At 64.6% G+C, this 17549-nt stretch carries 30 protein-coding genes; 19 read left to right on the top strand and 11 right to left on the bottom strand.

All coding sequences use genetic code 11. The annotated features are described in order from the left end of the window. Positions 1–24: 24 nt before the first annotated feature. The 8 genes from ACTPOI_RS00380 to ACTPOI_RS00345 all read right to left on the bottom strand — a co-directional run bounded on the left by ACTPOI_RS00380 (position 25) and on the right by ACTPOI_RS00345 (position 6441). Positions 25–453, bottom strand: a complete 429-nt coding sequence (locus ACTPOI_RS00380) for a Mor transcription activator family protein (protein ID WP_440105405.1) — start codon at positions 451–453, stop codon at positions 25–27. Continuing rightward, complete coding sequence (locus tag ACTPOI_RS00375) at positions 450–2525, bottom strand: phage terminase large subunit family protein (protein ID WP_440105403.1); 2076 nt, start codon at positions 2523–2525, stop codon at positions 450–452. Before ACTPOI_RS00375 ends, ACTPOI_RS00380 begins: the two co-directional genes overlap by 4 nt. Further along, a complete protein-coding gene (locus tag ACTPOI_RS00370) occupies positions 2522–3076 on the bottom strand; it encodes a hypothetical protein (RefSeq protein ID WP_440105401.1) in 555 nt (184 codons plus the stop codon). The genes ACTPOI_RS00375 and ACTPOI_RS00370 overlap by 4 nt, the downstream gene beginning before the upstream one ends. Positions 3077–3209: 133 nt before the next feature. Then, complete coding sequence (locus ACTPOI_RS00365; protein WP_440105399.1) at positions 3210–4007, bottom strand: ATP-binding protein; 798 nt, start codon at positions 4005–4007, stop codon at positions 3210–3212. After that, positions 4007–4870 (bottom strand): YdaU family protein, encoded by an 864-nt coding sequence (locus ACTPOI_RS00360; RefSeq protein ID WP_440105397.1) that lies wholly within the window; start codon positions 4868–4870, stop codon positions 4007–4009. The genes ACTPOI_RS00365 and ACTPOI_RS00360 overlap by 1 nt, the downstream gene beginning before the upstream one ends. Positions 4871–4883: 13 nt before the next feature. Then, on the bottom strand, positions 4884–5657 hold the full coding sequence (locus tag ACTPOI_RS00355; protein ID WP_440105395.1) for a hypothetical protein: 774 nt from the start codon (positions 5655–5657) through the stop codon (positions 4884–4886). A 3-nt stretch (positions 5658–5660) separates the two neighbouring features. After that, positions 5661–5924 carry a hypothetical protein gene (locus ACTPOI_RS00350; protein ID WP_440105393.1) on the bottom strand — a complete coding sequence of 88 codons (264 nt, stop codon included), beginning with the start codon at positions 5922–5924 and terminating at the stop codon, positions 5661–5663. Then, positions 5917–6441: a phage regulatory CII family protein gene (locus ACTPOI_RS00345; protein ID WP_440105391.1), complete on the bottom strand. Its 525-nt coding sequence runs from the start codon at positions 6439–6441 to the stop codon at positions 5917–5919. Before ACTPOI_RS00345 ends, ACTPOI_RS00350 begins: the two co-directional genes overlap by 8 nt. Here ACTPOI_RS00345 and ACTPOI_RS00340 point away from each other — a divergent pair. Next, on the top strand, positions 6440–6697 hold the full coding sequence (locus ACTPOI_RS00340) for a hypothetical protein (protein ID WP_440105389.1): 258 nt from the start codon (positions 6440–6442) through the stop codon (positions 6695–6697). The two genes, ACTPOI_RS00345 and ACTPOI_RS00340, sit on opposite strands and share 2 nt — an antisense overlap. Before the next feature lie 90 nt (positions 6698–6787). Then, complete coding sequence (locus tag ACTPOI_RS00335) at positions 6788–7018, top strand: hypothetical protein (protein ID WP_440105387.1); 231 nt, start codon at positions 6788–6790, stop codon at positions 7016–7018. A gap of 49 nt (positions 7019–7067) precedes the next feature. On the opposite strand, the gene ACTPOI_RS00330 is transcribed toward ACTPOI_RS00335, so the two are convergent. Further along, positions 7068–7424: a hypothetical protein gene (locus ACTPOI_RS00330; protein ID WP_440105385.1), complete on the bottom strand. Its 357-nt coding sequence runs from the start codon at positions 7422–7424 to the stop codon at positions 7068–7070. Positions 7425–7511: 87 nt separating this feature from the next. Here ACTPOI_RS00330 and ACTPOI_RS00325 point away from each other — a divergent pair, with 87 nt between their 5' ends. Beyond that, complete coding sequence (locus ACTPOI_RS00325) at positions 7512–8018, top strand: hypothetical protein (protein WP_440105383.1); 507 nt, start codon at positions 7512–7514, stop codon at positions 8016–8018. A 98-nt stretch (positions 8019–8116) separates the two neighbouring features. On the opposite strand, the gene ACTPOI_RS00320 is transcribed toward ACTPOI_RS00325, so the two are convergent. Beyond that, positions 8117–9448 carry a WYL domain-containing protein gene (locus ACTPOI_RS00320; RefSeq protein ID WP_440105381.1) on the bottom strand — a complete coding sequence of 444 codons (1332 nt, stop codon included), beginning with the start codon at positions 9446–9448 and terminating at the stop codon, positions 8117–8119. A gap of 167 nt (positions 9449–9615) precedes the next feature. On the opposite strand from ACTPOI_RS00320, the gene ACTPOI_RS00315 reads away from it, so the two are divergent. From ACTPOI_RS00315 to ACTPOI_RS00240, 16 genes are all read left to right on the top strand, one after another. Further along, on the top strand, positions 9616–9942 hold the full coding sequence (locus tag ACTPOI_RS00315) for a hypothetical protein (RefSeq protein ID WP_440105379.1): 327 nt from the start codon (positions 9616–9618) through the stop codon (positions 9940–9942). Next, positions 9939–10418 (top strand): hypothetical protein, encoded by a 480-nt coding sequence (locus ACTPOI_RS00310; RefSeq protein ID WP_440105377.1) that lies wholly within the window; start codon positions 9939–9941, stop codon positions 10416–10418. The genes ACTPOI_RS00315 and ACTPOI_RS00310 overlap by 4 nt, the downstream gene beginning before the upstream one ends. Then, a complete protein-coding gene (locus ACTPOI_RS00305) occupies positions 10415–10570 on the top strand; it encodes a hypothetical protein (RefSeq protein ID WP_440105375.1) in 156 nt (51 codons plus the stop codon). The genes ACTPOI_RS00310 and ACTPOI_RS00305 overlap by 4 nt, the downstream gene beginning before the upstream one ends. Next, complete coding sequence (locus ACTPOI_RS00300) at positions 10567–10728, top strand: hypothetical protein (protein ID WP_440105373.1); 162 nt, start codon at positions 10567–10569, stop codon at positions 10726–10728. The genes ACTPOI_RS00305 and ACTPOI_RS00300 overlap by 4 nt, the downstream gene beginning before the upstream one ends. Further along, positions 10725–10988: a hypothetical protein gene (locus tag ACTPOI_RS00295; protein WP_440105372.1), complete on the top strand. Its 264-nt coding sequence runs from the start codon at positions 10725–10727 to the stop codon at positions 10986–10988. Before ACTPOI_RS00300 ends, ACTPOI_RS00295 begins: the two co-directional genes overlap by 4 nt. 55 nt (positions 10989–11043) lie before the next feature. Continuing rightward, the gene (locus ACTPOI_RS00290; RefSeq protein WP_440105370.1) at positions 11044–11430 is read left to right on the top strand and encodes a hypothetical protein; all 387 of its coding nucleotides are present in this window, start codon (positions 11044–11046) and stop codon (positions 11428–11430) included. A 63-nt stretch (positions 11431–11493) separates the two neighbouring features. After that, on the top strand, positions 11494–12411 hold the full coding sequence (locus ACTPOI_RS00285) for a DUF2303 family protein (protein ID WP_440105368.1): 918 nt from the start codon (positions 11494–11496) through the stop codon (positions 12409–12411). Positions 12412–12451: 40 nt separating this feature from the next. Continuing rightward, positions 12452–12820, top strand: coding sequence for a hypothetical protein (locus tag ACTPOI_RS00280; RefSeq protein ID WP_440105366.1), 369 nt, complete (start codon positions 12452–12454; stop codon positions 12818–12820). After that, entirely contained in the window at positions 12817–13032 is a 216-nt protein-coding gene (locus ACTPOI_RS00275; protein ID WP_440105364.1) for a hypothetical protein, read from the top strand. The genes ACTPOI_RS00280 and ACTPOI_RS00275 overlap by 4 nt, the downstream gene beginning before the upstream one ends. Then, positions 13029–13664, top strand: coding sequence for a hypothetical protein (locus ACTPOI_RS00270; protein ID WP_440105362.1), 636 nt, complete (start codon positions 13029–13031; stop codon positions 13662–13664). The genes ACTPOI_RS00275 and ACTPOI_RS00270 overlap by 4 nt, the downstream gene beginning before the upstream one ends. Further along, positions 13661–14341, top strand: a complete 681-nt coding sequence (locus ACTPOI_RS00265) for a hypothetical protein (protein ID WP_440105360.1) — start codon at positions 13661–13663, stop codon at positions 14339–14341. Before ACTPOI_RS00270 ends, ACTPOI_RS00265 begins: the two co-directional genes overlap by 4 nt. After that, positions 14338–14634 (top strand): hypothetical protein, encoded by a 297-nt coding sequence (locus ACTPOI_RS00260; protein WP_440105358.1) that lies wholly within the window; start codon positions 14338–14340, stop codon positions 14632–14634. The genes ACTPOI_RS00265 and ACTPOI_RS00260 overlap by 4 nt, the downstream gene beginning before the upstream one ends. Next, a complete protein-coding gene (locus tag ACTPOI_RS00255; protein ID WP_440105356.1) occupies positions 14631–15146 on the top strand; it encodes a hypothetical protein in 516 nt (171 codons plus the stop codon). The genes ACTPOI_RS00260 and ACTPOI_RS00255 overlap by 4 nt, the downstream gene beginning before the upstream one ends. A gap of 42 nt (positions 15147–15188) precedes the next feature. Continuing rightward, a complete protein-coding gene (locus ACTPOI_RS00250; protein WP_440105354.1) occupies positions 15189–15842 on the top strand; it encodes a DUF1566 domain-containing protein in 654 nt (217 codons plus the stop codon). A gap of 83 nt (positions 15843–15925) precedes the next feature. Then, complete coding sequence (locus tag ACTPOI_RS00245; protein ID WP_440105352.1) at positions 15926–16426, top strand: DUF1566 domain-containing protein; 501 nt, start codon at positions 15926–15928, stop codon at positions 16424–16426. 77 nt (positions 16427–16503) lie between these two features. Then, complete coding sequence (locus ACTPOI_RS00240; RefSeq protein WP_440105350.1) at positions 16504–16983, top strand: four helix bundle protein; 480 nt, start codon at positions 16504–16506, stop codon at positions 16981–16983. A gap of 350 nt (positions 16984–17333) precedes the next feature. Here the strand turns inward: ACTPOI_RS00240 and ACTPOI_RS00235 are convergent, their stop codons facing one another. Next, on the bottom strand, positions 17334–17540 hold the full coding sequence (locus tag ACTPOI_RS00235) for a YegP family protein (RefSeq protein WP_440105348.1): 207 nt from the start codon (positions 17538–17540) through the stop codon (positions 17334–17336). Between the last annotated feature and the right edge of the window lie 9 nt (positions 17541–17549).

Here is a 17549-nt window from a genome sequence, read left to right as displayed (position 1 = left end):
CTCATTTACAGGGGGAAAAGGAGACTATTTGAAGGGCAGCGCCGCACCGCCCTGCCCCAGCCTGGGCGCCGCCGCACTACTGACCCCGATGCTGGCAGCACCAGGCTTGTCCCCCTGCCCCTTGGGCCGCGCCCCACCCACGATGCGGTAGAGGTGCGCGCGGCTGATGCCGTGCCGATTCATCACCTCACGGGCATTGACGCCGTTGAAGTCGCGCAGGATGGCCGCGTTGCGCTCGCTCTTGTCGGGCGCCGGGATCCACAGCTCTTGCCCGCCATGCCGTTCGCGCAGCCCGCGCACGATCTCCTGCGCGTGGATGGTGGCCAGCGTTTCGTTAAGGCCAATGCGCTCGCGGATGATCTCCACAAAGTCGTGTTCGAGCTGGATGGCTGCGTCTTCGGTCTGGGCGGTGGTGTGGTGGGTCATGGTGGGCATGGCGTGCAGGTGTGTCATAGGCGGGCACTCCACTCATCGGAGGCGTGAACGGGGCGGTGTTGCGCTGGTGGGCGCTGCGGTGCAGGGCTGGATACGGTCTTTGATTCGCTATGTTTTTTATAGCTATCAGCGCTTTCTTTGTCTTGTGATTTCGGGGATTTCACCTCTAATTGAGCTGGCTGGCTGAACAGGTCAGGATTCGTCGGCGCGTACTTTTGCTCACGCCGCTCCCAGCTCGGCTCACGATAGGTCTGAATCCCCAGGTGGCAGGCCATGGCGTATGCATAGACAAAGCAATCCCCACCCTCTTCACGGTGACCTGGGGGTGTAATCCACCGCATGCTGGGCTTGCCTTGCACGGTGACGGGCATAAGGCGTGCAGCGGTCATCTGCTCAAACTCATCGGTACCGACCAGGGCCTTTGGGACGTGCACGTAGCCCGGGCCAGCCTGCGTGAGTCGCATGCGCCCATAGATCAGGTGCTTGGCCGTGTCCGTGCCAATGGGCCAGAGCTTGACGCCGTTGGTGATGGTGCGGCCGCGCCAACTGATGTCGATGCCGCTGGGCTTGCCGATGACGGGTTTCCCGTACTGGCTGGCACCCTTGAGCGCCAGCACCTTGGCATGGGCATGGGCACGGCAGTAGCTGTACACGGCGTGGGTATTGTGGCCACCGGTGTCGATGCCCGTGGCCTCGATCAGCATCTGGGTGCCACTCACGGAATGGATGATGGGCGTGCTGCGGATCTCTGTGAGGCGCGTCCAGGGACTGCCCTCGGTGCCCTCGTCCAGGTTGGGGTCACCGTAGATGATGTGGCGGGCCACGAGCCAACTTTCCTCACCCCTGCCCCAGGCCCACACGCGGGCCTCCAGACGGTCGGGCTGGGTGTCCACTCCCATCGTTAGCATCAGGCCACCGCGCGGCACGGCGCCAAAGTCGTAGTCTTCTGCACGGGCAGCCAGTGCGCGGCTGTCGGCGCCGGTACCGACTTCTTCCCATGTCTCGGCCAGGGATGAGTTGAGGAACTTCTTGAGCGGCGCGCTGTTGCCTGAGAGCTTTTCCTTTTGGGCGGTGTTCCATTCTTCGACCAGGCTGGCCCAGCTGCGCCAGCCTAGGGGGCTGTACAGCTTGTTGAGCCAGAATCCGGCGCGCTTGCCCTGACCTGCCCCGGGCGCCTGGGGCACCCAGATGCCGTTGGCCAGCATGCCGTCTTTGGCGCGCTCTTCGATGGCGCCGCCGCAGTGGCGGCAGATGTACACGGCTGTCTCTGGCCTGGGCTCGCCGCTCGGTGTCTTGAGCCACTTGATGCCCCAGTCGGTCTTTGCACCCCACAGCAGGATTTGCGTTTCGCTGCAGTGCGGGCATGGAACGAAATACTGGCGCCGGTCGCTGGCCAGGTATTCCGCTTCGATGATGCTTGTACCTTTAATGTTGCAGGTGCTGGCGATGATGAGTTTGCGCCGCGCAAAGTTGCTCATGCGCTCTTCGAGCAGACCCAGCGGGGGACCTTCGTTGTCCACGTCGGCGGGCCACTTATCCACCTCGTCAGCAACGGCAAAGCCCAGCGGCTTGGAGGCGAGACTGGCGGCGCTGTTGGCACCTGCAAAGAACACGGTGAAGCCGCCTTGTATGCTGCGGCTGCGCCAGCTGGTGGACTCGTCTCGGCTTTTGCGCACCGCCACCTTACCGTGCATGGCAGGGGTCTGCATGATGGTGGGCAGGAAGCGCTGGCTGCTGTGGTCCTGGGCGTCCTGCAGCGTGGGCTGCACCATCATCATGTCCTGCGGATCAGTGTGGATCCGCTGCATGACGGAGTTGTAGAGCACTTCGGACTTGCCGAGCTGGGTTGCAAACCACAGGACCACGCGCTCATACGGCATGTGGCTGCTGGCGCACTGCATGGGCTCCACCAAGTAGGGGGTGCGTTCGTTGCGCCACGGGCCGCGCTCGGGGCCCTTGGCAATGTGCCGATACTGGGCGGCCCAAGCAGCCGTGTCGATGCGAGGCGGCGGCGCCAGGAACTGGGCGCGCACACGCGCCATCACCTCTGCAAACAGCAGATCGGCGTCAGGCACGTCACGGGCGGTCAATCGAAGGCCCCTTCTGCGTTCTTCGCCTGCTCTGCTGTGCCGGCCAGATTGGCCAGGGCCTGGTGCAGCTCGGCGTCCAGCATGGTTTGGATGGCGGCTGTATCGGTCTCGGCCGCCAATAGGGGGGCGATGCGTGCCGGGATCTGCAGGAGAGCGTCACGGGTCGTGGCGTAGTCGGTGGCCAGCTGGCGCTCCACCACAGCCACGTTGATCATCTCGCGCCGCATCTTGGCCTCGTTCATCTCGGCCATGTTGGCTTCGGATATTTTTTCGCGGGTGCGAGCGGCCTTGAAGTCTTCGTCTTCGCCATCTTCATCATCACTGAGCGGGGGGAAGGTGCGCGTGTCTGGCCTGCTGCGGGGTGGTGCCACTGGCACAGCCGATGGGACGGGCACGGCCTCGCGGGTTTCCTTGCGGGCCGCCACGCTCAGGTTCTCATCACGCCAGGCGCGGGCAGCTTCAACGCTGTGCACCGGCATGCCCTGCCCCTTGAGCTTGCTGACCGCCTGCTTTGACAAACCGAGTGCCTTCGCCAGCTCGCTCTGCCTCATTTTTTGTCCACCTCCAAAAGTCCACCGTCCACCGTCCACCCTTTCCAAAACCCCTGCACTAGCGCGACAGCGGGGTGCGAATTACCCGCACGGCAAGGAGCTGGGAAGGACCCGTGAATAAGACAGCGGCCGTTCATTGCGCCGCCCTTCCCCGATGGCTGGGCCAGTCGAACGGGACCACGGCCGCGCCGTCTTCGCGCAGGCGATCCATCACACGTTCGCCCAAGGTGGCCGCCACTTCGTCCTGCGTCTTGTTCGACAGGAACAGCGTTGGCTTGCGACGCTCGTACCGTTCATTGAGCACATCGAACAGCACCTGGCGCTCATAGTCCGACCCGAATTGCACACCCACCTCATCGAGGATGAGGAGATCGGGATAGGTCAGCACGGCCACCGCCTGGGATTCCGTCATGGCACTGCCGCGCGCCCACGTGTCCTTGATGGACCGGACTGCGCGCTGCACGGGCATGAACAGCACAGACGCCCCGTGCCTGCGCATGGCATGCATGCCGATGGCCACAGCCAAGTGCGTCTTGCCCGTGCCCACATTGCCCACGAAGATGGCGCCCCGGCCCGATGCGCGCACCCGCTCAAAGTCGCGGGCGTAGCCCTTGGCAAACTCCAGGGCCTGCACCTGCATGGGGGTGTTGGCCACATACCCGTCAAAGCTGCAGCGCATGAAGCGCTCGGGAATACCGGCACGGCCCAAGCGCTGCGACCACTCAGCATCCGCCAGATCCTTCTGGCGCCTGGCCTCCTGCGCATCCCTGCGCTCTTCAGCCGCACGGGCGCACATGGGGCAGCCAGTCCAGACGCTACCCAGATGGCACAAGGCCACATACGCCCCATGCTCATCACACACATCCTCACGATCCAGCGGCGGCCTGTGGATCACCGGCATCCCCTTGGCAAAGGCATTGGCAAGGTTCATCACACAGCCCTCACCGTTGTACCGTAGTCTTTCTCGGTAAACCGCTCACCAGCCTGGGCACTGGCCACCAGCGCCGCCGCAGCACTCATCGAATCAAGCACCCTATCCACGTAGGCAGGCAGATACGCAATCCCCTCGGTGGCTTCATCCCGCGCCTTGGCAACGGCTGCGCGCATCTGGCCCAGCGTCACGCCAGCCGATACCCACGCCTTAGCCTTGGGCCAGAACTTCTTGCGGTCCTGCAGGTCAGTGTGGTCCACCTCCACGCCGAACTCCGTGCCGAACAGCATGGCCCACTCGCCCTCCGACTTCGGCACTGTGTTGCCTGCCGGTTGCACGGCCGATGGAACGGGCGTTGCACCGTCGTCGGCTTTTGGAGACGAAGTCTCTTTTATATGGTTCTGGTTCTGGTTCTGGTTGGTGGTTCGCCCGTTCAACGGGCGTTCAACGGGCGTTGAACCAGTGCCAGCAGCACCACCGCCACCCGTTGGAGCATCGCCAGACGGATGTGCAACGCCCGCTGCCGGTGGCCTGCCACGCTTCCGTTTGGCCGCAGACGCCCGCCCCGCTTGGCTTTGCTGCTCTCTTTTTGAATGAAACTCAGCAATCTCCCGGTCGCAGCGGTCGTTGTGCCAGCCGTCATCGCGCAGCACAAAGAACTCATCCAGCACCACCTGCAACGCCCCGCGCTGGTCGTCGGTGTGCGCCAGCACGCGCCGCGCAATCTTCGTTACGTCGGCGTTCAACGGGCGTTCGGTGTCGTAATACAAATCCAACAGCTCCCGGTACAACGCCCGTTCAACGAACGTTAAATGCCGGGTGGCATTGTTGAAATCACCGATGTGGTGGGGGTAGTGGTTCATGCCAGCGTGATCCTCAAATGCCCGCCGCCTCGCGGATGCGAAAGCGCAGGCGCCTATCCATGTAAGCCTGCACATCCACCTGGCTGGCAATGCGGTCCATGCTCAGGCGCGGCGTGTAGCTGCCCGCCCGCACAAACATCGCCACAGGCCGCACATCCACGCCGTGCGTGCCCATGGCCGCCCAGATGCCCGGGGCCAGGTGCTGGCCGCGCAGGCGGCCGTATGAAACGAAGTAGCGCCGCCCGGCCGTCTTGGCCGTGCCACGGTGGATGGCGCGCTTGCGCTTGTCCTTCATGTTCGCGCTGTAGCCCTGCTCGGGCGACGCCTGGAAGTAGCTGATCAGCTGCACCATGAACGCCCCGCGCAGATTGCCCCGGCCGTCATCACTGCCAGGGAACGGCGTGGCAGGGATAGCGATCTGCCAACCCGGCGGCAAAATACCCGCCCTGCGCAAAGCCACCTCGCTACGCTTGTCACGGCGCGGCCCACCAAACTCCTGCGCCTGCAGGATCTTCTGCGGGTCAACGCCTGGGCTATCGCGCCGGTTCTCGGGGGCAATGCGCGCGCTCAGCTTGTCAGGCGTGGCCTGCTGCACAAAGCTGCTTTTCAGGATGTACGGCGTGGGGCGGTCAAACACCTTACGCATCTCGGCCTGCATGGCACGCCGCACCTGAAAAGCCGTATCGTTCACCGCCTTGGCATACGCCACGCGCGCCTCGGGCCCGCCCAGCTTCGCCAGCACATCCTTCACAGCGCCCAGGTTCTGCATCTTGATGCTGATCTGCATGGCTCAGCGCTCCCAGCTCATGGGCTCGGCACGCACACGGTGCCACACTGTCCACTCTTCCGCACTCAGCGGGCAGCCATCGCACTCAGCAGGCACCGGCACCGGCACCGGGGCCACCAGAGCAACCGGCGCAGCAGGCGAACCGCGTTCCAGGCCACGATCAAACTCAGCCGCCTGCGCGTGCTGCGGGGCACGCAGCAAAGACTGCACCGTGCCCGCCTCCCAACATGCGGCGCGGGGCAGCAACGGGGCGGGCGCGCTATGCATCACCGCCCTCCCCCTGGGGCGCTGTGGCACGCGAGGCGATGAACGCACCAACGGCATTCACACAACCCAGCACCTCGGCCTCAAAATGCCGCACGCTGCGCAGCCCGTTGACCGACACCGTACCGCCACCCTTCGAGGCCGCATGCGCCGCCTGGGCAAAGTCGGCCAGCGCCACCTGCAGCCGCACCAGCCCGGCCTCCAGGCTATCCACCTCCACAGGGTTCACCTGCAGGCACACATAGCCCTCAGCCGCCGCCAAAAACTGCGTGGGCGACACATCACCCAGCACGTGCTGCACCAGCTGCAGATCACGCACCGAAAACACATGCTTCTCGCGCCCGCTGATCTTCTTCTGCAACGTGCTCTCACTCCAACCCAGGCGCCGGGCCACATAGCCCACCCGCCCTTTCAGCATGTTTGCCACCGCCACCAGCACATCCGGCGCGGGTTGAGTGGCTGGCGGCGGCCCATCTTCGCCATAGGCAAGCGCATCAGGAATTGAGACAGTTATCCCCATGACAAATCACCCCCTCACAACCAAGCCAGCCGCCCCAGGCGGCAACACACCAGCCCCAGACCTGGCCGCCCGCGTGGCGGCGCTGGAACTGTTTGCGCAGCAGCTGGTGTTGGTACTCGACGCCGAAGGCGTGATGAACGCCGACGCACTCACCCGCTGGATGAGCCTGGCCCGCGCCCGCATGCTCGAAACCGGCAGCGTGCCGGCCGCGCACGTGCATGCACTGGCGCAGCTGCAACGGCTGGTGATGGCATGAGGGGCCGCGCCGTGCGAGGCATTGGGCGGGCATCCGCAAACGAAAGACAATGCGATTTCCACGCCACACCTACTTTCGAGAGGGATGCCCATGACTGGACTGCTCGACAACCATCAGGTCGATATTTCCTGCGCCAAGTGCGGCCACAAGTTCAAGGAGACGCTTGGACGGCTCAAGAACAATCCGATGCTCAAGTGCACCCGCTGCGGCACCAACATCCAGATCGATTCGGGTGGACCACAGGGTCTCGCCACTGGACTCAAAAAGATGGACAACGCCCTCGCGGACCTGCAGAGGAGCGTCAAGAAGCTGGGCAAGTAGCGCCTGCGCTGCGCTGGCATCAACGGAGAGCGTCGTGCTGACGCTCGTCTCAGACATGAGCCACCCCCGCCTCAACCAAACAGGGCTGCAATGCTTCGGATTTGATAGCACCACCCGCACACACAGCGGGCGGCGGGGCTTCATTTGGATGGGAATCGGCCAGCTCATCCGCCGTCTTACGCTGAGCAGCTTTGCGCAAGTAGTCCCAATCCAAACCAGGGAACAGCCGCTCGCACCTCAGAACCCCACCACTCTCCCGGTCGAGGTGAATGCACAGCTCCACGCCAAGCTGCTGCCTTGTGGAAACCGCCTTGCGCAGATAGCCAACACTGGTGTGACAGCGCTCGGCAAAGGCTTCGCGCTCAGGTGGCGACAGGCCCCGCAGGTACTCAAGAATCTCTTGCATCGGCTCATATTACTACACGGTAATGTTAAATCCAATACTTTTCAGTGTTTTACTTTGCGGTAATGGATGGAAACAATGAACCCTTCCATGCTGCCGAACGACGATCCCGCCATTGCCAACCGCCGCGCCCGCCTGCGCGAGTGGATAGATACCCACTTCGGCGGGTCACTGACGCTGTTCATTGCGTCAACGAACAATGGCGAAAAGCAGATCAACCAGGGAGAGCTTTCCGCCCTGCTACGCAATAAGACTTTTGGCGAACGCCGGGCCAGATCACTCGAAGTGATGGCGCACATGCCACCCCGCTACCTCGAAGAGCCTGCAAAGAACAAACAGACGGCCCCTACACAGGCCCACCTAGCACGCGACACCCCAAAGGCAAACCCTTTTGCCGACCCTGAAAAAGCCGCGCCCAAACCACCAGTGGGCTGGCCGTTTTCAAAGGTCTCTCTGGCGCGCATCGTTGAGCTGAAAAAACAACTCGGGGCCCGGGCAGGCGTTACAGCGATGCAGGACATTGACGAGACGCTGGATCTGGTGGTGAGCAAATGGGAGCGGCGAGTTGCCGCAGCGCCGGCAAAAAGTGCGGCATAGCACTGCAAAGGTGTATCTCTTCCCGCTCGCGCGCAGACACAACCCAGCCGCCGACCCCACCGGGTCGGCGTAGGCAAAACCCAAAAAACCGGGAAGTCTTAGGCGCCCACCGCCGCCCCTGTCGCACTCACTTTGGTTGACTTTGGCAAAGGCTTGTCCAAAGCGTCGAGCATGGCTTGCTCGCCAGGGTGAATTGTCTTTTGCGTGGCAACGATTTCGCGGCAGGCTTGCGCCGCGCGCTGCGCATCGGCAGGCCGCTCGCGCCTCAACTGGTTGTAGATTCGGACAAAGCTGGTGATGGATGGCAGGTCCACAAAATCGAGCAATTCGCGCACCACGTCAGGCGTCAGGCGGTCATCACCCGTCAACTCTGCGCAGTGCCTGGCAATCACCCGCACTTCAGGGGCCCGCATAGCTCCATCCGCTTTTGCCGCGTAGAGCAGCACCCTCAACAAATCCCGATGCTTCGCGTAAAGCGCATCCAGCACCGGCTCTGGCGATGCCTCCCACTCGGCATTTAACACAGCCTGCAAATTCGAGATCACCTCACCAGTGTCTTCATCAACCACTCGCACCATGCGATCAAACCGAAACGTGCGACGCGCATTGCGCAGGTGACAATGGCCAATCACTAAACCATCAGATCCTGATGGCTCAAAAGCCCGCACATCCACAACACGCTCCGACAGCGCCCCTTCGCCATCGCGGTACACGATGCGCACCGTCTTTTCAATGCTGCGCTGGGCCACTACGTCGTAGAAACTGCCTTCCCAAGCCTCATCAACCTCAGGCGCATGCGCACCAGGCAACACTTGTTGCCCGGGCGGTGTGGCCGATGGCCTGGCCGCCCGCGCCACCGGTGAATTCAGCGGCACCAATGCTTCAGAGCCACACGCACCACACACCTTGTGCTTGCTGCTGTGACGCCAAAGCGAGTAAACCAATCCCGGGACTAAAAAGCAGACCCAAAGGACAACCTCGATCAACAGCGAACCACGTGTTTTGGTCTTCCCGCGCCCCTCGGTGCCGCATGCAGTGCAGTACACAACGGGACCCGAGGAACCACCAGAGCCCTTGATAGCCATGATCAGGCCAATAACGAGAGCCGCAATTAAAAAGGCCACCAGCCCCGAGAAATCACCCGAAGTCTCCGAAGCTGGCACCGGCTGCGATGGCTGCTGCACAGCCGCAGGAGCCTTCACCCCCACTGGACTCTGAACTTTCGGCAACGCCTCAGCCATAGGCACGGGCGTACCGTCCAGTTTTTCAGCAGCCACCGCATCACGCGGACAGCTGCCCAACTGCTGAGTGATCTTGACGCCATTCGGCATCGTGCACCTGAGCTGCGCCTGCACAGCGCCTGGAGCAACGCCAAACAACCCAACCAAAACAGCAAAACTGATCGCCCATCGCACAGTTGAAAGCCGCATGCCACCCCCTTTTGGTGCAGGCTAGCACAGAGCAGCAACATTCACTTACTGAAAAATTGCCACACACAGGCGAGCAATTTTTGCATCACATTACTTTTAAGTATTGACAAAGTATTACCGCACAGTAATATTACCTCCACACGCCACCCCGGCGCCCTGGAGGAACGATGCAGACCACCACCCACACCTACCGCCCAGCAATCTCTCCGGTCGAAGCGCAGCACAGCTACCAGCGTCGCTACGGCTCTAATGCAACAACCTGCTTCGGCCTGGAGGCCACAACAGACAGCGAATACCGGCCAGCGATCACCGTATTCCGCGACAGCAGCGAGGACGTGGCTGAACTGAAGCTGGACCTCGGCTTGTTTTCCAGCGTTCACGCCAAAGTCCGCCTCACGCCCGCAGAGTTGCGCGAGGTGGCCGCCCGCCTGCTGGATGCCGCGCACGACATCGAAACCCTGCCCGCTGCAGTGTTGACACAGGCGGCCGCATGAAGGTCACTCAGCCCCCCAACGGCAACTTCAGCTACGTGCTGACCGCCGAGACAGATGCCGACCGCGACCTGCTGGACGCCATCCACATGCACGGCGAGCAATCCATTGCCCGCGTCGCAACGCACCGCACGCCGCAGGGCCCCGGCTACATCACCACCGGCATGACGCTGGCTGTAGACCGCAAGCACCCCCAGGCGCTAGAAGCCAAGACGGCCCGCCAGCTGCTCAGCACCTTCCGCGATCTGTGCCGCCTGGGCCTTGCTGAGGCGGCAGAGCACCGGCATGTTGGCGCCGATACCGCCAATCCACAGGCGCAGGAACAACTCGCCGCCAGTCTCGTACAGCTCCAGCTCATGTTGCAGACCCTCGGTGAAGTGATCTTGCAGCATCGTGCCGTGCTCCAGGAAGTGCAAAGCGCCCATGGTGCCTCCAGTGGTGAAGAGGCCATTCTGACGCCACAAGGCGGTGCCGCATGACCACCAATCTCCGCCCCTACCTGGTCCGCTGCGCCGGCCTGGAGTTCATCACCATGGCCACCAGTGCAGGCATGGCGTGCATCGACGCCATGGAACTGCACGGCGTGCACGCGGCCACGGCTGCCCCCATCACCACAGGGATGCTGGCATGAAGCACCCCGCACACCAACACCTGGGCAAGCCCGCCCCGCTGCCCACCGTGCGCAGCCAGGACGCCGACGCCGCATGGGTCGCGGGCTGGTGGCAAGGCAAGGTCACTGGCTATTTTTTGGGCCTGGCCACCGCCGTGTTGCTGGGGTGGCTTCGATGAGCAACCCCACCCACACCACCGCGCAGCCCGCCGAGCGCCGGACCCGCCAGCGCCCCGCCCTGCCCGCGTGCAAAGCCAGCCACTGCCACCAGGGCCGCCGCGCGTGCCCCTGCCCGCAAGCCTGCGAGCTGCCCGCCCCCGCCACCGACCCGCTGGGCGATGAGCCCGCCAGCGCCATGGAGCTGCTGGCCCTGGCCCTGGGCGTTGTGGCCGTGGTGCTGATCGTCGTGTTTGCAATCAAAGCCTGCGCCACCGCCTGATGGGCTTGGATTTTTAGCTATCAATTTCATACCACCACCAACCGGGAATCACCCCATGACCAACACCACCGCCAACAGCAGCACCAGCGCCGCCACCGACGTGGCCGAGTTCATCACCGACCTCGACGGCGGGCAGTTCGACCGCATGTTGTCCATCGCCCTGAGCCAGGTGGCCGCAGGCACCTGCGACAACGACGGCAAGGGCGAAGTGAACGTGAAGTTCACCTTCACCAAAGTGCCCGGCGCCTCGCAGGTCATCTGCACGCACCAGCTCAAGTTCAGCCGCCCCACCCTGGGTGGCCGCGCCAGCGAAGAAACCACCCGCAAAACCGCCCTGCACGTCGGCAAGTTTGGCCGCCTCACCCTGGCGCCCGAAAACCAGATGGCCATGTTTGGCCGCGACGGCACGCCCGCCACCCCACCCAGCGGCCCCAGCGCGTAAGCCCTGCGGCCACATCACCCCGCCACCGCCCCTTCCATCCACCCACAAAGGAATCACGTCGCCATGACCACCGACAACCCAACCCAACACACCGCAGCCACTGCAGAGCTGCAAGCCACTCCAAGCGTCATCACCACCACCATCAACGTGCCAGACCAGTTTGTGCAGGCGCTCAAAGAAGGCCAATCCATCATGGCCGCCGAAATGGCGCTGGGCGGCGCACTCGTCGGCGATGGCGGGGCAGTCGTCGCCCTGCCCAAAGACTTCGATATTCACGACCTCGAAGCCCAGAAGCCCAACCGCCGCCGTGCGCGCGGCGCCATGTCAACAGCCTACGTGACACCGTTTGCGCAGTACGCCATCGCCTACCGCCAACCCGGCGCGGCCGTGTTTGTTGACGCATCCACCATGCAGGCCCGCGCCGTGCTCGACCTGGGCACGCTCGAAAGCCCAGGCCACGCCGACAACACGGCCGAACTCAAGCCCATCAAAACCGCTGCGTTCGACGCCCTGCTGCAGCTCAACGGCCGCGCACGCGGCCAGCAAGAGCTGGCCGAGTTCATCGAAGACTGGGGCATCGTGGCCCGGCTGCAGTTTTTCCGCGAAGCCGAGGAAGTGACCCTGCCCAAGGCCCTGGCCGCCATCCGCAGCATCACCATCGAAAGCGCGCGCAAGCAAGACAGCGAGGTGCAGCAGCTCAGCGCCAGCCGCACCGCTTTTGAAAGCGTGCAGGCCACCAGCGCCAACCCCATCCCCACCCTCATCTACTACACCACCAAGCCCTACGCCGACCTGGAAGAGCGCACCTTCGTGCTGCGCCTGTCCATCTTGACCGGCGAGAAGGCTCCCATGCTGGTGCTGCGCATCCAGAACCTGGAGGCTCACACCGAGGCCATGGGCAACGAACTGGCCGAGCTGGTGCGCACCGCCATCAAGGGCGAAATGCCCGTGCTGCTGGGCAGCTACCGCAAGGCAGAGTAAGCACCTGCAGCTATCAAAACAGCAGCACCCGGAGCCCACCATGCACCACACCGGCACCCTCTTCATGAGCAAGCAGCGCCCCACCGTGGACCAAGACAGCGCGGGCGCGTTCCGCCTGGAGCTGGTGCTGGTGGACAACCTGGGCCGCAACCCGCAGACCGGCAAAGACATCAAGGAGGCCTACCGCGTGCAGTGGACAGGCCCCGAGGCCCAGACCTTCTGGACAGCCCACCGCGCCGACCTCACCGCAGGCGCTCCGCTGGATGTGTCGCTGGAACGGCTGCGCGCCCACCCCGGGCCGCAGGCCTTCCCACCCATGCCCGAACTGCGCGGCCGCGTGCTGCGCCTGCGGTTGTTGCCGCGCCGGGCAGGTGCCAGCACCGCAAGCACCGAGGCAGCCACAGCGTGAGCCAGCTCGTCACCGCATCCAACAACCCCGCCATTCCCATGATCGTCAGCAAAGCCACCATCGAAAAGCAGGCCACCGAAGCGGCAGGCAAGGGCCAGAGCATCAACGACGCCTGCCCCTACCCCTTCGGCACCGAGGCCGCCGACCACTTCAAGGCGGTGTATCTGCTGGCGCTGCCCAAGCAACCCACCCAACAAGGCGCCGCAGCATGACCACCGCCCCCTGGATCGTCACCCAAGACGGCACCGACCAGCCCATATCCGGCATCCACCTGCTGGTGCACGGCAAGGTGCCGCGCATCGAGGTCATTGCCCACAGCCTCGCGCAGATCAACCGCTACACCGGCCACGCCGCGCGGCCCTACAGCGTGGCCGAGCACAGCCTGCTGGTGGCCGACATCCTGGCCGCGCAGGGCTTCGACCACCACGCGCAGCGCCTGGGCCTCATGCACGACGCGCACGAATGCCTCAGCGGCGACGCCGCCAGCCCTGTCAAATGGGCACTGGGCGCTGCGTGGCTGGAGTTTGAGAACCCCCTGGCCGCCCTGGTGCGCACCCAGTACCACCTCAAGACCGCGCACGCCGCCTACAAGGGCGCCGTCAAGCACGCCGACCTGGCCGCCCTGGCCACCGAGCGCCGCGACCTCATGCCCTACGACCCCCAGCGCAACAAGCTCTGGCCCGTCATCGACACCCCCGGCGCCGAAGTGCGGCCGCTGGACAACGTAGACCTCAACAGCACCGTGCGCGCCTCCATGAGCTGGCGGCACCACCGCGATGCGTTTTTGGAGCGGTACCGGGTGCTGGCGGCGCAGTGCGGAGCACTCAGCAAGGTGCCCGCATGAGCAAAGAGCGCCCCATCCTTTTCAGCGGGCCCATGGTCCGCGCGCTGCTGGATGGCAGCAAGACGCAGACACGGCGGGAGTGCAAGCCGCAGCCGATTGCCGATCGGAGATTTGTCGGCGGCCACTACATCCCAGCGACAAAACGCAACCCTGGGCAGGAGCTTTCAGTATGGGCGCCGTATGTGCACATTGCCTGCCCCTACGGTCAGCCCGGCGACAGCCTCTGGGTGCGCGAAACCTTCTACGCCTGGGGCCACTGGACCAAGCGGCTCAACAAGAAGAAGGGCCGCGAGGAATGGCATTTCGCTGATGAAACGGTGGGCACCAGTAAGGCCTACCGATACGAGGTCGATGAAAAGCTGCCCCGCCGCAAGCGCGAATTGCACGAGGTGGGCTGGTGGAAACGCCCGGCGATCTTCATGCCCCGGGCGGCCAGTCGCATCACCTTGCAAATCACCAGAGTGCGCGTGGAGGGCCTGCAAAACATCAGCGATGCTGATTGCGTTGCCGAGGGCTGCGGTGCACTGCGTTCTGCCATCGGTTGCCCGATGACCAGCCCCCCAGACGAGACGGTCCCGCGCGCCATGTTTCGCGCCCTGTGGAAATCCATCAACGGCCCCGAATCATGGGCTGCCGACCCCTGGGTGTGGGCCATCAACTTCTGCAGGCTGACATGACCCACCCCACCCCCGAACCCGGCAGCTACGAGGCCCGCCACAAGACCCCCATGCAAAAGCGCGCCGCCACCCTGGCCGCCGCTGCAGCCCGCCGCAAGGCCAAAGCCGCCCGCATCGACCAGGCCAGCCGTGACCGCAGCGCCATGCTGCACGGCGACCACTACCCCTGCCCCGAGCTGGGCCGCAACCCCGGCCTGACCGATGACCGCTTTGCAGCCTTCGCCCTGCCCAGCCGCGTGGGCAACCGCCTGCACTACCCCGACGGACGCATTCAAGAGGTAACCCAGCCATGAACCGCGAACAAAAACGCGCCGCCCAGTTCAAGCACGGCCAGCGCTACACCCCCCACGGTACCCGCGCAACCGAGAACGACCTGGCGCACAACCGCATTGCCCACGCCCTGGTGCGCGCCCGCATCATGGACGAAGTGCGCCAGATGCGCACCCGCGCAGGCATCCACGCCTACACGGGCGACGACGCCGCCCAGGTGGCCGACGCCATGGGCCGCCTGGTCTTCACCGTGGCGCACGCCACAGGCATGCACAGCCTGGGCGAAACACCCGAGGCGCGCATCCTGCTGGGCACCGCCAACGCCCTGGGCGACGTGGCCGCCACCCCCGCCGCACTGAAGCAACAGCGCGGCGCCATCACCAGCGGCCTGGCCGCCATCGAGCGCCTGCTGCCCCTACTGTCCGAATCCAGCCTGGCCGCTGGTGCGCTGGAGCTGGAGTACCTGCTGCGGCGCGGCGACGTGGGCACGGCCAGTGTGGAGAGAGCGCTGCGGCCTGAGCCGGCCACCGCCTAACCCCCAATCACCCCCGAATCACCCACCACCAAGGCACCCACCATGCACATCAACACCCTCAACATCAACCTGCTGCACACGGGGGAGCCCGTGCTCCCCTCACAAATCGGCATCGACTTGGTGCGGCAGACCCTCGAAGCGCTGCAGCTCCTTGCGAAAGGCGGCAACACCATGCGAACCGCCGTGGCCGCCCCATCGGCACCAGCACCCGCTGACACCGCCGCACTCACCCCACCCGCACCCGGCCAGCCATGGGCCGGCCAGGGCGGCATCTACATCTGCACCCTGCCCGCCCAGTTTGGCCTGCCAGCGCGCCACCTGTTGGTGGGCACCAACGAGGCCGAAGACCTGAAGTGGGGCCCTTACGACAAAGAAGCCACAGGCGCCACCAGCCAGACAGACGGCCGCGCCAACACCGCCGCCCTGGTGGCCGTCAGCGACGAGCACCCCGCAGCCGAGTGGGCCGCCAAGTACACCGAAGACGGCCACACCGACTACTACCTGCCCAGCCGCATCGAGCTGCTGATGTGCTACCTGCACGCGCCACAGGTGTTCAAGACCTCGGGCTGGTACTGGAGCAGCTCGCAGTACTCGAGCAACCGCGCCTGGTGCCAGGACTTCGAGTACGGCAACAGCGACGCCACCCTCAAGGGCAGCGAGTTCCGCGCCCGTCCTGTCCGCAGCATTCAACTCTAGCCCTCCAGCCCTTCGCCACTTTCACCCACCCACCACCGGCGCGCAGCGCCGGTCCGACGCAATTTTTTGAAAGGCAGCACCCCATGCGCACCATCACTCTCCCCCTGTTCGGCGCCCTCCTTGCCACCCACGGCGGCCACTTTGGCGCCATCCTGCGCGGCGCAGCCGCTGACGGCAGCCAGGACTACGCCCTGATCGTGTCCGAGGCATCGGCCGACATTGAAGACACCACCTGGTCGGAGGACTACACCACCATCGCGGGCGCTGATAGCAAGACTGACGGCCAGGCCAACACCGACGCCATGGCCGCCGCAGGCCTGCAGTTGGCCCTGCGCATCAAGGCCCTGGACCTGGGTGGCCATACCGACTGGTACCTGCCCGCCGCCGCCGAGCTGCGCGCCCTGTCGGCCACCGTGCCCGAACTGTTCCAGCAGAAGGACTGGTACTGGAGCAGCACGCAGTACTCGAGCACCAGCGCCTGGTGCCAGGTCTTCGAGTACGGCGACAGCAGCGCCTACGGCAAGGACTGCGAGTTCCGCGCCCGTCCTGTCCGCAGAGTTCAACTCCAGCACTTGAGCACTTAAACCGTTCCGCCCACCCACCGGCGCGAAGCGCCGGTCGCGCGTGATTTTTCTTGGCCCACCAGACCCCGCTTTGCACCATGGCCCTCGCCACCGACCTTGAAATCCACAAGCACGGCACCGCCCTGCTCGACCTGTGCACCGACGTGCAGGCCCGCATACCCCGCGCCTTCCGCGCGTCCATGGGTTACCGCATTGCGGACGAGTGCGTGGAGATTCTGGTGCTTATCGGCCGTGCCAACGCTGCCCGCCTGCCGCAAGACCGCGCCACCCACCTGGAGCAGCTGCTGGAGCGCCTGCAGGTCGCGCAGATCCTGCTGCGCACTGCGCACGCCAAGCGGCTGATCGCCACCACCTTGTGGGCCAACAGCATTGAGCTGACCGACGCCATCGGCAAGATGGCCAACGGCTGGCTCAAGTCCGCCCGGGCCCGCCTCACCGGCAGCCCGGTGGGCGATGGCATCGCGCCCCAAGCCACCGCCACCCCGTCAGCAGAGCCACAGGGCTACACGCCCGGCCTGTTCGACACCGCAACCAGCGCCGCAGCGCCTGCAGCATGACAGCCAAGGCCGCCATGCCCGTGCGCTTTATGAATCTGGTCGAGCCGCTGGGCGCCAGCAGCACCAGCACCCCAGCGGTGCTGACTGCCAGCCCCACCGCCAGGCGCACCACGGATACCACCGCGCGGCACACCAGCGCGGCCCGGTCCGGCGCAGTTACCCCGCTGATCGAAGCCCCTGCGCGCCTTCGGCAGGGCGACGTAGATAGCTCGACGCTTCGCAGTACTCGAGCAACAACGCCTGGTGCCAGGACTTCGAGTACGGCAACAGCAACGCCAACAACAAGGACAACGAGTTCCGCGCCCGTCCTGTCCGCAGATTCATGCCCCACAAAGGGACACCAAGATGTGTCAGTTAGGAACGAACCACTGACCGTTCTCTGCCCTTTCATAGACGATCGCTGTCGCTGCGTGCGCACGCAGCGACAGGATTCCATTCACCGCATCTGCACGGTTGTGATAGCCCTCCCCACCGATGGCGATGGACTTGCCGTTTGCAGCCACGAAACGCCAATACCACTGCTGGTTTTCGGGCGACTTGAAAAGCTCGAACTTCATGCAACAACT

This window comes from Acidovorax sp. BL-A-41-H1 (assembly GCF_051942715.1).
Note: the sequence above shows the minus strand (reverse complement) of the source record. Positions and strands in the feature narration are given on the sequence as shown.

Coding starts and splice junctions, on each gene's coding strand:
- ACTPOI_RS00360 (WP_440105397.1), bottom strand. CDS start 4,870: ATGAACCACTACCCCCACCACATCGGTGATTTCAACAATGCCACCCGG.
- ACTPOI_RS00285 (WP_440105368.1), top strand. CDS start 11,494: ATGACCACCGACAACCCAACCCAACACACCGCAGCCACTGCAGAGCTG.
- ACTPOI_RS00335 (WP_440105387.1), top strand. CDS start 6,788: ATGACTGGACTGCTCGACAACCATCAGGTCGATATTTCCTGCGCCAAG.
- ACTPOI_RS00370 (WP_440105401.1), bottom strand. CDS start 3,076: ATGAGGCAGAGCGAGCTGGCGAAGGCACTCGGTTTGTCAAAGCAGGCG.
- ACTPOI_RS00320 (WP_440105381.1), bottom strand. CDS start 9,448: ATGCGGCTTTCAACTGTGCGATGGGCGATCAGTTTTGCTGTTTTGGTT.
- ACTPOI_RS00310 (WP_440105377.1), top strand. CDS start 9,939: ATGAAGGTCACTCAGCCCCCCAACGGCAACTTCAGCTACGTGCTGACC.
- ACTPOI_RS00270 (WP_440105362.1), top strand. CDS start 13,029: ATGACCACCGCCCCCTGGATCGTCACCCAAGACGGCACCGACCAGCCC.
- ACTPOI_RS00240 (WP_440105350.1), top strand. CDS start 16,504: ATGGCCCTCGCCACCGACCTTGAAATCCACAAGCACGGCACCGCCCTG.
- ACTPOI_RS00330 (WP_440105385.1), bottom strand. CDS start 7,424: ATGCAAGAGATTCTTGAGTACCTGCGGGGCCTGTCGCCACCTGAGCGC.
- ACTPOI_RS00380 (WP_440105405.1), bottom strand. CDS start 453: ATGACACACCTGCACGCCATGCCCACCATGACCCACCACACCACCGCC.
- ACTPOI_RS00245 (WP_440105352.1), top strand. CDS start 15,926: ATGCGCACCATCACTCTCCCCCTGTTCGGCGCCCTCCTTGCCACCCAC.
- ACTPOI_RS00325 (WP_440105383.1), top strand. CDS start 7,512: ATGCTGCCGAACGACGATCCCGCCATTGCCAACCGCCGCGCCCGCCTG.
- ACTPOI_RS00265 (WP_440105360.1), top strand. CDS start 13,661: ATGAGCAAAGAGCGCCCCATCCTTTTCAGCGGGCCCATGGTCCGCGCG.
- ACTPOI_RS00260 (WP_440105358.1), top strand. CDS start 14,338: ATGACCCACCCCACCCCCGAACCCGGCAGCTACGAGGCCCGCCACAAG.
- ACTPOI_RS00250 (WP_440105354.1), top strand. CDS start 15,189: ATGCACATCAACACCCTCAACATCAACCTGCTGCACACGGGGGAGCCC.
- ACTPOI_RS00340 (WP_440105389.1), top strand. CDS start 6,440: ATGACAAATCACCCCCTCACAACCAAGCCAGCCGCCCCAGGCGGCAAC.
- ACTPOI_RS00365 (WP_440105399.1), bottom strand. CDS start 4,007: ATGAACCTTGCCAATGCCTTTGCCAAGGGGATGCCGGTGATCCACAGG.
- ACTPOI_RS00345 (WP_440105391.1), bottom strand. CDS start 6,441: ATGGGGATAACTGTCTCAATTCCTGATGCGCTTGCCTATGGCGAAGAT.
- ACTPOI_RS00295 (WP_440105372.1), top strand. CDS start 10,725: ATGAGCAACCCCACCCACACCACCGCGCAGCCCGCCGAGCGCCGGACC.
- ACTPOI_RS00280 (WP_440105366.1), top strand. CDS start 12,452: ATGCACCACACCGGCACCCTCTTCATGAGCAAGCAGCGCCCCACCGTG.
- ACTPOI_RS00355 (WP_440105395.1), bottom strand. CDS start 5,657: ATGCAGATCAGCATCAAGATGCAGAACCTGGGCGCTGTGAAGGATGTG.
- ACTPOI_RS00305 (WP_440105375.1), top strand. CDS start 10,415: ATGACCACCAATCTCCGCCCCTACCTGGTCCGCTGCGCCGGCCTGGAG.
- ACTPOI_RS00235 (WP_440105348.1), bottom strand. CDS start 17,540: ATGAAGTTCGAGCTTTTCAAGTCGCCCGAAAACCAGCAGTGGTATTGG.
- ACTPOI_RS00255 (WP_440105356.1), top strand. CDS start 14,631: ATGAACCGCGAACAAAAACGCGCCGCCCAGTTCAAGCACGGCCAGCGC.
- ACTPOI_RS00300 (WP_440105373.1), top strand. CDS start 10,567: ATGAAGCACCCCGCACACCAACACCTGGGCAAGCCCGCCCCGCTGCCC.
- ACTPOI_RS00315 (WP_440105379.1), top strand. CDS start 9,616: ATGCAGACCACCACCCACACCTACCGCCCAGCAATCTCTCCGGTCGAA.
- ACTPOI_RS00290 (WP_440105370.1), top strand. CDS start 11,044: ATGACCAACACCACCGCCAACAGCAGCACCAGCGCCGCCACCGACGTG.
- ACTPOI_RS00350 (WP_440105393.1), bottom strand. CDS start 5,924: ATGCATAGCGCGCCCGCCCCGTTGCTGCCCCGCGCCGCATGTTGGGAG.